10 protein-coding genes and 4 pseudogenes are annotated in these 14009 nt (G+C 59.8%); 9 read left to right on the top strand and 5 right to left on the bottom strand.

The genetic code is table 11. The features are described from left to right. Positions 1–41 precede the first annotated feature (41 nt). Positions 42–479 carry a Bug family tripartite tricarboxylate transporter substrate binding protein gene (locus ACGLHR_RS46825; RefSeq protein WP_400102594.1) on the bottom strand — a complete coding sequence of 146 codons (438 nt, stop codon included), beginning with the start codon at positions 477–479 and terminating at the stop codon, positions 42–44. Between the two features lie 927 nt (positions 480–1406). Between ACGLHR_RS46825 and ACGLHR_RS46830 the strand changes: the two genes are divergently transcribed. The 4 genes and pseudogenes from ACGLHR_RS46830 to ACGLHR_RS46845 all read left to right on the top strand — a co-directional run bounded on the left by ACGLHR_RS46830 (position 1407) and on the right by ACGLHR_RS46845 (position 3991). Then, on the top strand, positions 1407–1772 hold the full coding sequence (locus ACGLHR_RS46830; RefSeq protein ID WP_400102595.1) for a helix-turn-helix transcriptional regulator: 366 nt from the start codon (positions 1407–1409) through the stop codon (positions 1770–1772). Between the two features lie 568 nt (positions 1773–2340). Beyond that, positions 2341–2445 (top strand): annotated as a pseudogene (locus ACGLHR_RS46835) (reverse transcriptase); the annotation flags it as partial. After that, a pseudogene (locus tag ACGLHR_RS46840) lies at positions 2445–2744 on the top strand (IS1595 family transposase); the annotation flags it as partial. The pseudogenes ACGLHR_RS46835 and ACGLHR_RS46840, both read left to right, overlap by 1 nt. 122 nt (positions 2745–2866) lie before the next feature. Continuing rightward, positions 2867–3991, top strand: coding sequence for a Fic family protein (locus tag ACGLHR_RS46845; RefSeq protein ID WP_400102596.1), 1125 nt, complete (start codon positions 2867–2869; stop codon positions 3989–3991). A gap of 552 nt (positions 3992–4543) precedes the next feature. On the opposite strand, the gene ACGLHR_RS46850 is transcribed toward ACGLHR_RS46845, so the two are convergent. The 3 genes and pseudogenes from ACGLHR_RS46850 to ACGLHR_RS46860 form a co-directional block, all read right to left on the bottom strand. Further along, positions 4544–5029, bottom strand: coding sequence for a ProQ/FinO family protein (locus tag ACGLHR_RS46850; protein ID WP_400102597.1), 486 nt, complete (start codon positions 5027–5029; stop codon positions 4544–4546). Positions 5030–5148: 119 nt separating this feature from the next. Continuing rightward, positions 5149–5589, bottom strand: a pseudogene (locus ACGLHR_RS46855) (tyrosine-type recombinase/integrase); the annotation flags it as partial. Between the two features lie 271 nt (positions 5590–5860). After that, entirely contained in the window at positions 5861–6748 is an 888-nt protein-coding gene (locus tag ACGLHR_RS46860; RefSeq protein WP_400102598.1) for a LysR family transcriptional regulator, read from the bottom strand. Between the two features lie 174 nt (positions 6749–6922). Between ACGLHR_RS46860 and ACGLHR_RS46865 the strand changes: the two genes are divergently transcribed. Continuing rightward, on the top strand, positions 6923–8089 hold the full coding sequence (locus tag ACGLHR_RS46865) for an MFS transporter (RefSeq protein ID WP_400102599.1): 1167 nt from the start codon (positions 6923–6925) through the stop codon (positions 8087–8089). 812 nt (positions 8090–8901) lie between these two features. Here the strand turns inward: ACGLHR_RS46865 and ACGLHR_RS46870 are convergent. Beyond that, a pseudogene (locus tag ACGLHR_RS46870) lies at positions 8902–9741 on the bottom strand (IS110 family transposase); the annotation flags it as partial. An 835-nt stretch (positions 9742–10576) separates the two neighbouring features. Between ACGLHR_RS46870 and ACGLHR_RS46875 the strand changes: the two are divergent. The 4 genes from ACGLHR_RS46875 (at position 10577) to ACGLHR_RS46890 (ending at position 13936) form a co-directional block, all read left to right on the top strand. Further along, the gene (locus ACGLHR_RS46875; protein ID WP_400102600.1) at positions 10577–11575 is read left to right on the top strand and encodes a nitrilase-related carbon-nitrogen hydrolase; all 999 of its coding nucleotides are present in this window, start codon (positions 10577–10579) and stop codon (positions 11573–11575) included. 75 nt (positions 11576–11650) lie between these two features. Continuing rightward, on the top strand, positions 11651–12457 hold the full coding sequence (locus ACGLHR_RS46880) for an SDR family NAD(P)-dependent oxidoreductase (RefSeq protein ID WP_400102601.1): 807 nt from the start codon (positions 11651–11653) through the stop codon (positions 12455–12457). Positions 12458–12518: 61 nt separating this feature from the next. Beyond that, on the top strand, positions 12519–12821 hold the full coding sequence (locus ACGLHR_RS46885; RefSeq protein WP_400102602.1) for a putative quinol monooxygenase: 303 nt from the start codon (positions 12519–12521) through the stop codon (positions 12819–12821). Positions 12822–12847: 26 nt separating this feature from the next. Then, on the top strand, positions 12848–13936 hold the full coding sequence (locus tag ACGLHR_RS46890; protein WP_400102603.1) for an aldehyde dehydrogenase family protein: 1089 nt from the start codon (positions 12848–12850) through the stop codon (positions 13934–13936). The last annotated feature ends 73 nt before the right edge of the window (positions 13937–14009 follow it).

Raw genomic sequence — 14009 nt, forward strand, 5'->3', positions numbered from 1 at the left:
CATAGCGGCCTCGACTCATCCCGCCATGATATCCGAGGCGATTATTTATTCAAGCTATTTCCGGGATGTTGTACTAGTACCAGGGGCACCGAGGCGATGAGCGAGATGGGCGCGAAGTCCTTGTTGGGATCGAAGCGCAACTTTGGATACATGTTGGGCGCGACCACCATCGTCGACTGCGTCCCCAGCAGCAAGGTGTAGCCATCAGGCTTTGCGCGAGCCGCCATCTCGGCGGCAATGGTGCCGGTCGCGCCGGCCTTGTTCTCGACGACGAAAGGTTGTCCGAGGTTTTTGCCGAGCGCCTGGCCAAGTTGGCGTGCAACCAGGTCGACAGCGCCACCGGCTGAGAACCCGACCAGCAGGGTGGTCGGCTTGCTGGGATAGCTTTCCTGCGCCTGCGAACCATTCGTGGCCAGCATCAGGATCGCGGGCACTGCGCATAGGAACCGGCGGCGATAAGGCACTACATCGTGGGTCATGCTCTGTCTCCATTCGAATCGGGTGGAGCCTGCATCGAAGGCGGCTTCTCTTTGTGGGTACGGATTCCGCCGCGAGCGGTGCGCGATGGAACCGTCGGATGTCAGACGCCCTGTTGCGCCCTCCAAGCTTGATAGCGTTCCAAGTCTTCCTTGTTGGGCGGATACAGGCTAGGCAACTTTTCTCCGATTAGTCGGCCTACATTGTCGGCGGTGGTAAAAATAACAACAATTCGGTTTTTATGTCTTCAAAACACAATTATTTTTTAGTTTTATGGACACACGTGACATCGGATGCCTAAACGGGAGATTTGTTGGGTAGACATCAGACCTTGCCCGACCTCTTCGTGTTGTTTTTTTGTCTAGATAATTAGGTAATTTCAATCCGCGAATTTTTAAATGTTGGATACGTCGTGTAAAATCAAACACTTAAAAGCATCCCGGAAAGACGCACTGGAAATCCGCTTTAGCCGATTTCTTGAACTCGCGTATAGCAGGTTACTGCGGGCTAGCCGCGTATCCTCCAGTCAGGAGGGGGATGCGCGGGCGCTTTTAAGGGGTCAATTGTCCGCTATGAAATGAATTCACTTGGCATCGATAACGTCGCTCGCACGGATCAGGTTAGCCAGCCGAAAAGCACAACGCAGTTCCAGACGTTACTTGCTGCAATAGCACGCCTCACGCCCGCGGAGCTCGAAGAATTGCGGGCCTCGATGGGGAACGCCGCGCCCGAGATCTCACGTGGGCAGATGCAGCTGGCTGTGCCAAAATCGTTGGCGTCTTCTCCCGTTAGCTGTCGATGACAGCAGAGCCTTGCCGCGCCCCCCCCCAAAGGCGGCCGTGCCGAAAGCCATGACACGGGCGTCGGCAGTTGACAAGACATGTTTCTGTCCAGCAGCAACGTCTGCAGAGCTTGGCGGGACCGCTCCTATGCTCAAGGCCTGGGATGCCACTGATGCATATGTTGATGCCACGGTCGCCACAGCGACGGTGTGCGAGGCACGGTCCGGTGACTTTTTGTTTCCGGCCGACCACGTCTCCAACAGCCATGCGCAATCGATTGGTCCGGAAGAGATCACGCCATTCACGCCGGCGGAACCGGGCCTGACCCCACGGCAGGGCGCCGTGTTGGCCGTGCTGCTCGAGGGACTGCCGAACAAACTCATCGCAAGACGCCTGGGACTCACGGAAAACACCGTCAAGGAATATGTGCAAGCCATCCTCCGCAAGCTCTGCGCACCTTCCCGAGCCCAGGTGATGGTGCAGATGAATCGTTTCCGTTTGTGCTTGCCGTAGCCTGCTCCGCCGTCGTATACCGGATCCCAAGGACGCACAACTAGCTGGCGCATCGACGGTGGATGCGTCCGACGAACACCTCGGCACCGACGTCGGCGGCATGACGTCTACCCTGCCCCTATGTCCGCCACGCCTACGGCATGGGCCCGCGCGTGCCGATGTACACCATCTGCACCGCGGTCGCGCTGGCCAACAAGAATGCACGGATCATTCAAGCGCTGCTCAGCAGCAACGCAAGCTACCTTCCGCGAGGCATGGCCGTATAGAGGTACAGAACAACTCTGAAGGAGAGTACTACCCACCCTGGTTTGCGAAGCTTCTCAAAAGCGATGACGAAATTGGTTGAACCAGCATCCTGAAGCCTGTTTTTGGTGCCGGCTGCCGCTTCTGGCAAGCCGCGAAATTGCCAAGGACGGGATGCGCGGATCTCATCGAGGCTGCGGGCGTGCTTCGGCAGTCGCCCACTGGGCAAGCCGGATACATGCAAGCAGACCGTTTCGACATCACCAACAAAAAGATTGCAAAAGGCGTCGGGTCCATACATGCACCAAAAGTACGAATTACCCCTATGCGGTGCCGGGCGATGCAGGTGTTATGGAAGTTCGCTTTGGAACCGGTGGCAGAGACACTGGCGGACCCGAATTCCTACGGCTTCCGGCCCGACCGCTCGACTGCACGGACGGACACTCCGCCTTTCTTCATCTGCAGCGCACCCTCGGCGTGCAGACCAAGTCGTTCGTCGCCAGCTATCACGGCCCTGTGCTCGACAAGGTCTATCACGTCCAGTCCGCCAACAACTATCACGAGCGGCTCAAGTCGTGGATACAGCGCCAACTCAGGGGCGTGGCCACCAAGTACTTGCCGAACTACCTGGCTTGGCAACGGCTGATGAGCTGGAACAAGGAAGGCGTTTCCGCCGACGAAGTCATCGCGTCAGCCCTTGACCGACCATGCGCGCGATTGGGCATGTGACTGGATCGTGCCCGGGCTAGGCGACCGGCCAGCTTTGCCTTCCTGCGGTTATCAGGGACTATCACCGCACTAGGTGCGGTGAATAACTTGTGTCTGCGGAGAAAGCAGCTCATAATCTCCGCATGGAAAGCGGAGATTACACATACATCTGGCAGGCCAGTGACTGGCCAAGCTGGCACTACGATCTGGCGGCCCTGGCAGGGCCTATTGCCGAGGTTAGTCGCGCCCAAGGACTGCTGTTGGGACGCTTGGCTGATGTCGGCATGGCTCTGCGCGATCAGGCGAGACTCGCGGCGCTCACCGAGGACGTGGTCAAGACCAGCGAGATCGAGGGCGAACAGCTCAGCGTCGCATCCGTGCGTTCGTCCATCGCCCGCCACCTGGGCGTTGACATCGGCGCACTGGCCCCGGTCGATCGTCACGTCGAAGGCGTGGTCGAAATGGTGCTCGACGCGACCGCCAATTGCCATGCACCGGTCACCCGGGAGCGATTGTTCGGCTGGCATGCCGCGCTGTTTCCCACCGGCTACTCCAGCCTTGCCCGGATCAAGGTCGGTGGCTGGCGTGACGACACTAGCGGTCCGATGCAGGTGGTGTCCGGCCCCATCGGCCGGCAACGTGTGCATTTCGAGGCGCCGCCAGCCAATCGCCTGGAAGCTGAAACAAGCCGATTTCTCGACTGGGTCAATGGTGCATCGAACGATCCACCTCTGCTCAAGGCAGGCCTCGGCCATTTGTGGCTCGTCACCTTGCATCCGTTTGACGATGGCAACGGCCGTATAGCCCGTGCGATCGGCGACCTGCTGCTGGCGCGCGCCGATGGCAGCCCGCAGCGTTTCTACAGCCTGTCGGCGCAGATCCAGCGGGAGCGCAAGGCCTACTACGATATCCTGGAGCGGACCCAGAAGCGGTCGATGGATGTCACCGAGTGGCTGGCCTGGTTCCTCGATACGCTGCATCGCGCCCTCGATCAGGCGCAGGACACCCTTGATGCTGTGCTGGTCAAGACGCGGTTCTGGCAGCGCTGGGCGACCACGCCACTGAACGAGCGGCAAGTGAAACTGCTCAACCGATTGCTCGATGGCTTCGAAGGCAAGCTCACCAGCTCCAAGTGGGCGGCGATCGCCAAATGCTCTCCAGACACCGCGCTGCGCGACATCACTGATCTGCTCGCACGTGGGGTATTGCGGAAATCGGATGCAGGCGGGCGCAGCACCAGCTATGAGTTGAACGACCTATCCGAGTAGGCGGGCCTCCGGGAAATGACTTGGCTCGTGGGTGGAACAGCGCCTTCATGGACTCTTGCCCATTCGGAAGGAGACCAAGATGGACTTCGTTTACCTCAAGGGAGTCGCCAAAAAACAGGGAGGGTAAATCCGGCAGGAAGTGCGAGCATTGCGTACTGAGACTATCGGAGAACCTCCGCGCGCATCTCGATCCAGGCATGCATTAAAGGGGAGGGAGCGCAGCCCTCCAAGGTGATCACGGTCGGAGTGATCGAGCGAAAAGCCGATTTTGCACCCGCATCCGGACTGGGCTTGTTTATTCGCGAGACGCACGAACTGCTGCAACCGCTTCAGACGGTGATCTTGAACGAGCAGGTCGACCCGTTGGTCGGCGCTGCGGTTCGCCGTCGAGCGTGCGGCGCGCAGGGCGCGACGATGGTGGATGCAGTGGTGACCGCGGCAGCTCCACCGGGAGCAATGGATTCCAGTTGTCGAGCGCAGGCGTGCGATGCGCTGGATGCGCTTCGTCGGCGCACGAATCCCGCGCCGGCGGCCCGACATCCCCATCACAGATCAGTTGGACTTCGGCGCCGTCGCGGGTTGAGATTGCGCTCGCGCCGCACGATGGGCTTGCAGTTGCTGCGCCCGGTTCGCATCGGCCAGTGCAACGTGTCCCGTCTCCTGCCCGGCCAGATCCACGCGCGGGGCACCTTCCACCAGGCTGGTCCAGTAGCGGGTGCCGCGGCACCAGGTCCGGATTGCGTCGCGCAACACCGACTCCGTCAGGCCAATTTCCTGCGCCTGCTGGACGAGGTCCTCGAAGATGCCGATCTTGAGCGGAACCTTGGGCGCAGGATTCTTCGGAAAGGTTTGCGGGAAGCGCTTTTGGAGCTTGGCGATGGCCTGCCGCACTGGATCGACGGGCTTAGCGGGCTCACTAACGGTTTTCGCTGGGCGGGCCGAAGCCTTCCGGGGTGCGCGACGCGTCTTGGCCCGTGGCGCGGCCTTCGCCTGTTTTGCCAGTTGTTCCTTCAGTGCCGCCAGTTGTTCGAAGCCCATCGCGTCCAGCCGTTAAAAACGTAATGCGACTGTAGAGCAGTCCGTAGCAATTCGTTCTGCCGCTTACGCGGTGGCGTGGCATTGGCCGAACCAGGCATCCTGGCCAGTACGTGCGCCCGTCACCCTTCGCGCGTCCACCCGATCCGGTGCCGTTCCTGCGTGGCCTCATGCCGGGCATCGTCCTCCGTATGCAGGTAAGCGCTGGTGGTCGAGATCGACGCATGCCCGAAATTGTCCCCGACAAAGCGCAGGTCCACCTGCTGGTCGGTCATGTGCGACCCCGCCGTATGGCGCAGCCAGTGCGCCGAGGCGCTGGCCAGCACTGCGGCCCGGCTTTCCCAATCCGGTCCGCGCGCGCGCAGGCGCGCGGCGGCCAGCGCGAAGATCTCCTTGAGCACCAGGTGCAGCGCGCCGCGCGACAAGGGCTTTTCCTTGCCAATGATCGGCAGCACGATGGGGCGATCCTCGCCTGGCAATGGCATCGGCGGCAGGCCGTGGGCGCTGCGATAGCGCGCCAGCTCCACCATCATTTCGTCCGTGGCCGGCACCAGCTGTTGCCGATCGCTAATTCGGCCAGCGGTGACCGCTATATCCGCTAATGATCACATCGATCTAACTGATTGATCCATAAGCGATTTTTACTTCGTTGTGACGTCTACCACTGTTGTTCGCAGGCAACGCGTTTTGGGACGCCGCGTCCACTAATTCCGCCAACGCAGTCGACTGTTCAGTAAATCGCCTAGTGTATGTAAAACCACGGTCTTGAACATGGCGATGAGGATTGCAACGAAGCGCGATGCTTGAATGGCGCGGCGTGCGGAACCGATGACGTCACCCCTTGCGCCATTGCTGAACGAGATAATCAACGAATGTCCGGATCTTCGGCGACGACAGCTTGGCGCGCTCGAACAGCACATGGACGGGCGTCGCGGGCGGTGCGTACCTCTCGAGTACGGGCCGCAAGCGTCCCGCCTCGATATCCGCTGCGACCTGCCATGCAGGCGCGCGCACAAGGCCAGCACCCTCGATCGACGCCGACACCAGCGCATCGAGGCTATTCGTCCACAAGCGCCCAGTCACGCTGATACGAGTTGGCGACGTGCCCGACTGGAAGCGCCAGTCGACGTGGCCTGGCGCGTCGGAAAACACCAGGCAATCGTGCTTGCGCAGATCGTCAAGGGTGCGAGGCGTGCCGCGGCGCGCGAGATACGCCGGCGCTGCGCACACCACCATCTGAATGTCGTCGAGCTTGCGCGCAATGAGACTCGAGTCCGGCAGGCGGCCAACGCGCACCGCAAGATGCAGGCCCTCCTCCACGAGATTGACGACACGGTCGACGAGCACAAGATCAATGGTCACATCCGGATGAAGCGCCAGAAAACGCGGCAGCAACGGTGCGATCACGAGCCGTCCCAATAGGTTCGGCGCGCTGATCCGAAGACGCCCCGATAACTTGCCGCGACCGGCCGACAGCGCGCTGCCGAGTTCATCCACTTCGCTCAGGATCGCCTTTGCGCGATCGTAAAGAATGCGTCCTTCGTCCGTCATCGCGAGATTGCGCGTCGTGCGCCGAAGCAACTGGGCGCTGAACTGCTCCTCGAGCGCGGAAATGTGCCTGCTGACGGAAGTCAATGACATCGGAATCGAGCGCGCGGCACCAGACAGACTGCCGGCCTCCACGACGCGCACGTAGACGGTCATTGCCTCAAAGCGATCCATGATTCGACTCTTCCGGATTTAGCGAGGGTGCTTGCCGATCGACAGGGATACCGGCGTTTTCCGGAACAGTCTACATTCGTTTCAAAGGAAACGGTAAAGGAAGAACCAAGGTCGCTACACTTTGCCGGCCATAGCCGCGCGGCGCCTTGCGCGCAGACAAGGGAGCACACGAAGATGAACCGTTCGATCTACTGGGTCATGGCAGCCGCCGCCGGCGTCGTGGTCGCGAACAACTACTACAACCAACCGTTGCTCGCTGACTTTGCCGTCGCGTTTCACACCAGCGAGCGGCAGGCAGGCGCGGTGTCGGTGGCCGCGCAGGCAGGTTACGCGCTAGGCCTGCTGCTTTTCGTTCCGCTTGGGGACATGCTCGAGCGTCGATCGATGTTGCGCACGCTATTATGCGTGGCGAGCCTGGCGCTTGCTGCCATCGCGCTTTCTCCGACGCTGAACTGGCTCGCGACCGCCAGTTTCGTGACCGGCCTCGCAAGCGTCGCGCCGCAATTGCTCACACCGTTTGCAGCGCAATTGGCAGGCCCTCAGCAACGAGGCGAATCGGTCGGCATTGTGATGTTCGGGTTGTTGTGCGGCATCCTCGTGTCGCGCTCGATTTCCGGATCGATCGCCGAGCATTTCGGCTGGCGTGCAGTCTATTGGCTCGCGGCCGCAGCGATGCTCGTAACGGCCGCAGTGCTGTCGCGCATGCTGCCCCCGGCGCAGCCCACCTACACCGGGACATACCGCAACCTGATGACTTCTTTGTGGACGCTCATGCGCGAGGAACCGCTCGTGCGTCAAACCTCGGCCATTGCCGCACTTCAGTTCGCTGCGTTCAGTGCGTTCTGGGCCACACTCGCGTTTTATCTGCGCAGCCTGGATGCGCACTATGGAAGCGAAGTTGCAGGGCTATTCGGACTCGTCGGTGTGGTCGGTGCGCTCGCCTCCACCGGCGCAGGCAAACTGATCGATTCACGCAATCCGCGTCTCGTTGTACTGGCGAGCGGCGTAGTCTTCGTCATGGCCTTCACGGTCCTCGCACTGACGCGGGGGACCATTGCCGGGCTCGTCGCGGGTGTGATCGTGCTCGATCTGGGATTGCAAAGCGGACATGTCGCGAACATGGCCCGCAACATGAGCATCAGGAGCGATGCGATGAGCCGTATCAATACGCTTTACATGACCATCCGCTTTGCGGGCGGCACACTCGGTTCATCGTTGGGCATTTGGGCGTGGAGCGTATGGCATTGGCCTGGCGTCTGCGCCGCCGGACTTCTGCTCGGATGCGCATCGCTGGTGATGCAGATACGGCCGCAGAGGGTTGGTGAAACGGTCCGGGAGTGATGTGAGCCGCGCAGCAGCCAGTTGAGACTTTCTCGATGCGGTGCTGGAGCGCAGAAGAATGAGTCTTGTGTAGCAACAGTTTTCAGCCGATTGGCGCAAAGATGCAACTCTGCGTGGACGGACGCGAACGATGTTTCGCCTGCGGCAAATGACACCACGCCAGTTCGGTCGGAGCCAATGACCAGCGAATGCCTTACGTATTTGTCGTCGCTCTACAAAGTATCGAACAAGGCTCGTGAATCGCGCCAGTCGGTCGATGCATTTCCATCCGGAATCCTCAACAGTACATTCTGTAGCAGGATCCGGGCTTCGGACTTGCGAGCTTGGTCGACGAGACGTCTTGCAAGATCGAGGGCAATTCGCAATCCCACGCAGGCACTCCGGAGGTTTTTGGAAGCTCGAGTGCGTTCCTTAGGATTAGGCGACGTTCTGTCTCGATTGCATCCGTCCATATGTCATTCTTCGCCGTGGCAGCAGCGACGCGCATGAATTCCGGAGCGGCCCAATGGCGTGGCGGGGCCTGCCTCGCCTTGTGGGCTTCGGCAGTTAACACATCGCGTAAAGGGCGCGCTAGACGCTCGTCGTCAACCAGATCGATCAGCATCGGTGTGTAGTGAAAATCGAAGCATGTACGCTCGAGCGTTGCGAGCAGCGCGACCGTCCGGTCGGCGCCTCGTCGGTTCGGTCCGGGCGATGGTCCAGAATTCGAACAGGTCTCCGAATGTTTTCCAGAATTGGAGACCATGGCGCGCTGCCGTCTCAATGAGTGTGCGTGCCGATGCTTCAACCTTGGCCATATCCCGATTGAGCATGGCCATCCTTGCGTTCTTGGCCGCAATGGCGATGGCCGCTCGCCAGTAGCCGCGGCGTTCTATCAGGTCTCTGACCCATCGGCTGTATCGGAGGCCTGGCGTCAGTCCTAGCCATGCGGCAACTTGCCGGCCATTTCCGAAGTCGTGTCCGGCACCGATGCTGGCGGCCAGGGCGCTGGCGGTCGTGGGGCCGATCCCACGCAGCTGCATCAGGCGCTTGCTGCGTTCGTTTTCACGTGCAATCTCGCTGATAGCGCGATCGTATTCGTCCAGCTTCTCCTCCAGCCATGCATGCATGGCTCAGCAGGTCCTGGATGCACCGATTCGCCCAGCCGGGCAAGGCTTCCAGATGGATCCCAATCTCCTTGCGCAGCCGCTCCGGCTTTTGCGGCAGCACCACGCCGAATTCGGCTAACAACCCGCGCAGGCGGTTGTAAGTCGCAGTACGCTCTTCGACAAATCCCTGTCGCGTCCGATGTAGGCTCAGGGTGGCTTGCTGGTGCTCGTCCTTGACCAGCACAAAGCGCATGCTGGGCCGCGTCACCGCCTCGCAGATGGCCGCCGCGTCCGCTGCGTCGTTCTTGCCACGTTTGCCGGACATCCGGTAAGGCGCCACCAGTCTCGGCGACATCCACTTGACCGTGTGTCTGTGCTGGCGAAACAGCCGCGGCCAGAGCAGGCTTCCATGCCAATCAGGCAAGGCGACAACTGCGCGATCAGTGGCACCAGCTGATCGCGCGAGACCTTCGGCTTGACCAGCACTGCCTTGCCGGCCTCGTCGACGCCATGAATGGCAAAGACGCTCTTGGCGAGATCAATCCCAACGGTAACGATAGCCATGGACTTCCCCTTCGTCGGTTGTGATGCAGTTTCGACGCCATCATGGCACTTCGGTGCCAACCGGCCGGCTTCCGCCGCAACCTCGGGACGGGGAAGTCCCTTCCATTCGACAACCCCCGGATATCGCTGTGCGCGGCGCCAAGTCCGCTACCTAGTAGGCCGCCGCAATAGCTTTTCCGTTCACCGGATGACGCGATGCGCCGCCTGGTGCAGGGTCGTCAAGATAGCCGAGCATGTGACGACGGGCCTACCTGAAATGACCCCTTGCAGGGGGCAACCACAACGGTTGTCCCTTTTTTTCTGCTCTTCCTCCGGGTTGGTCGAGGCGCCGACGATTATCGCGCAAAAGCACGAATCGTCGACCCTCAAGCTAACCGGAACGCCTACGGCGATTTGACTGCTGTGACGCCAAACTGGGCCGCCTCTTCCACAATGAGGTCGACTCCTGGGGACACGGAGCACGGCGTTTTTGCGGCGTGGGGCTCCACGTCCGGCTGAGCACTTGATATGTGTCGAACGGATGGCTTGTGGCCTTCTTTTGCGGCCGTGTTCGACCTGCCGCGGAAAGCTTACGCCTAGCGAGATCAGTCGCGTGGCGCACCAACTCGTCATCGTCGGTTGCGTCCCTCACGAAAGTGGCGATTTCCTGCTTGTATCTCTTGATTTAAATACAAGTTGTTGTGCTGACTCAGGCGCTTCTCCGTGTTTGATACGTCAACGTACCGCCATGTAGGGAGGATGGCTGCGGGTAAACAGCAACATGTATCTTCTTGACATGACTTAACTCGTATCATTTAATACAAGCTCACAACCACCCTTAACGAAGGAGGCAAAAATGCCAGCTATGAATCCTGCCGGCGATGCAATGAGTGTCGTGATTTGCCAGTTTTCCCCCGACGCTGCAACCGACGCCGCAGGCGTCCAGCGAAATATCGACCGCATTGGGCGATATGTCGACCAGGCGTGTTCAAGCTTCCCGGGAGTCGACCTGATCGTTGTCCCGGAGTACACCACGCACGGCTTTGGCTTCGATCCCTACGCGACCCATCTTTCTCTCGCCTCGACGATTCCTGGCCCGGAAACGGATGCGTTCGGTAAGAAGGCCATCGAGAAGAATGTGTGGTTGTGCGTGTCCGTCGTAGAGAAGGGCGAAACGCCGGACAAGAAGCCGTACAACTCCATGGTCATCATCAACCCTGCCGGCGAGGTCGTGCTGAAGTACCGCAAGATTTTCCCGTGGTGCCCGAAGGAGCCGTGGACTCCCGGTGAAGAAATGAACGTGTGCGACGGTCCGAAGGGTTCGAAGCTTGCCATAGCCATCTGCTCTGACTTCGACTACCCCGAGATTGCGCGTGAAGCAGCCTGGAAGGGGGCGAACGTGATCATCCGTCCGTCGAAATACATGTATCCGTGGGACGAAATCTGGGACGTCACCAACCAGGTGCGCGCTTACGAAAATCAGGCGTACGTCGTCGCAGTCAACCATACCGGTCGCGACGCTTCGTACTCCTACTTCGGACGCTCGATGGTTGTCGATTACGACGGCCGCATCCTTGCCAAACTGGGCGAAGGCGAGGGTATGACCAAGGTCGATATCTTCCCGCGACACGTTGAGGAAATTCGCACGCAGCGGATCTCCAACAACTATCTGTACCAACTCAAGCACCGCGGTTATACCGGCGTTCCTCCGGTTGGCGTGTCCAGCAATCCGTTCTCGATCTATCGTGACTGGGACAAGATTCCTGAGCGTTGGACGACCCCGCCGACAAAAGCTGCCGAGCAAGTCGCTGAGTTGGGTCGTGCCGCTCTGGCGCGTGCAGCCGAATCGAAGTGAGATTTAAGCAGCCCGGATAGAAACAGATGAACCGGCGCGACTGTCGCGCCGGCATCACAAAGACAGGAGGCGGAAATGGATCTTGGCATTAGCGGCCGCGTTGCGATCGTCACTGGAGCCAGCGCGGGAATCGGGTATGCAGTTGCGGAGCAACTGCTTGTCGAAGGCACAAGCGTGGTCGTCGTCGCCCGCGACCGTGATCGTCTGGAGGCTTCGGCGGCCAGTCTTCGCGAGCGCACTGGAGGCGAAGTGTTTGCCCAGCCGATGGATGTGTCTTCACCGACCGCCGCGACAGAAATTATGGAAGGAGTGATGGGGCGATTCGGTCGACTCGACATCCTGGTGAACAACGCGGGTCGCGCCCATGCTGGTGGTCTTCTCGATGCCACGGAAGAAGACTGGGAAGAGATGGCTGCTCTGAAGCTAACCTCCATGCGCCGGATGTGCAGGGCCGCAATCCCGGTTCTCGCGAAGCAGCGCTGGGGACGGATTGTCAATATGTCGTCTATCGGCGGCATCTATCCCAATCCGAAGCTGCTTGTTTCCCACGTGCTGAGCGCAGCGATTAACAACCTTACTAAAGGTCTGGCGCTTGAAGTTGCCCCGTTGGGAATTCTTGTAAACGCGATTGGTATCGGCGCGGTGGCAACGGACAACTGGGCGGCCAACATGATTCCCAGCGTTCGCCGCAGGCGTCCCGAACTCAAGGATGCACCGGATGAGGAGGTTCTTGCAGTGGTGGGTCGCGAGAGCACTCCGATTGGCCGTCCGGGGCTCCCGGAGGAGATTGCGGCAATTGCAGTGTTTCTGGCGTCGGCCCGCAACGGCTTTGTCACTGGGGACACCATTGAGGCATCCGGAGGTGCCGACCGGTTTATGTAATTCCATCTGCGCAGGCTAGTTGCGCAACCGATATCGGATCTCAAATCAACGGAGAGTCGTCATGATGCAAGAGAAGAATGTCATCGCAAGTTTTTACCCGATTCAGGGACTGGAAGACCAGGTCGAGTCGGTGCTACGGGGAATGATTGTCCCAACGCGTTCGGAGCCAGGCAATACTCGTTACGACCTGTACAAGGTGGCCGAGCCAGTGAGCTTCCACCTTTTCGAGTCCTACGCGAACGACAACGCGCTCGCCACACACCGTCAGACGACTCACTACAAGGCATATCGTGAAGCGATTACGTCGCTGCTCCGGGACCCGATTGGAGTGCTCGTCATGGCGCCCGTCGACGTGAAGTCGTAATCGAACTACTGTGGGAGGAAGTAACCATGTTCAGCAGCATCGACCCGTGTACGGGTGAACTGATAGATGAGTTTGTCGAACTTTCAGATCGACAACTGGACGCGAAATTGGACCTCTCGATCGGTGCTCAATTGGCGTGGAGTGGTGTCTCAATCGACGAACGGGCAAAAGTACTGAAGGCAGCGGAAAAAATTCTGACGGAAGGGAAAGACCGATTGGCTCTCCTGATGACGTCAGAGATGGGTAAGACATTGAAGTCTGCCAGGGCCGAGGTGGAAAAGTGTGCGTGGGTCTGTCAGTACTATGCCGAGAACGGCGCCAATTTTCTTCGGGACGAGGCGATCGAAACTGGCGCGTCGGCAAGCTACGTTCGGTACCTGCCGCTCGGCGCGTTGTTGGCGGTGATGCCATGGAATTTCCCGTTCTGGCAGGTCTTCCGTTTTCTTGCTCCGGCGATGATCGCGGGCAATACGATAGTGCTCAAACACTCGTCCAACGTTCCGCAGTGCGCTTTAGCCATTGAAGACGTACTGTTGGCGGCTGGGGCGCCCGCTGGTGCTTTCCAGACGCTGCTCATCGGCTCGAAACGTGTTGCCGGTGTGATTGCCGATTCGCGCATTGCGGCTGTCACTATGACGGGCAGCGAAGGCGCTGGGCGCAAAGTCGCGGAAGCGGCGGGGGCGCACATCAAGAAATGCGTTCTGGAACTCGGCAGCAACGACCCTTTTATCGTCATGCCAAGTGCTGACCTTGACAAGGCTGTTCCTGCCGCGATTCAAGCTCGCATCATGAACAATGGGCAATCATGTGTCGCCGCGAAACGGTTTCTCGTCCATGACGCAATCTACGATGAATTCGAGGAGCGATTCGTCGAAGGTCTTCGGGCGCTAAAAGTGGGCGACCCAAGGTCTGACGAGACGGACATTGGCCCTCTGGCAACGCTTCAAACTCGCGAGGATGTTGAGCGGCAAGTCAGCGAATCGATACGGCAGGGGGCGACGTTGTTGTGCGGTGGGAAGCGGATTGGCACCCGCGGCTTCTTCTACTCGCCGGCGGCGGTGTCAAACGTCCCTCCCAATGCGCCAATGTACTCGGAGGAGGTATTTGCTCCGTAAGCGTCAGCGGAACCCATCCGTAATGGACTTGACGGCTTCCTCTGTTCGTGAATGACAGCTACAGATCGACCAC

Source organism: Cupriavidus sp. CuC1, from assembly GCF_044627735.1.
Lineage (GTDB): Bacteria > Pseudomonadota > Gammaproteobacteria > Burkholderiales > Burkholderiaceae > Cupriavidus > Cupriavidus ulmosensis.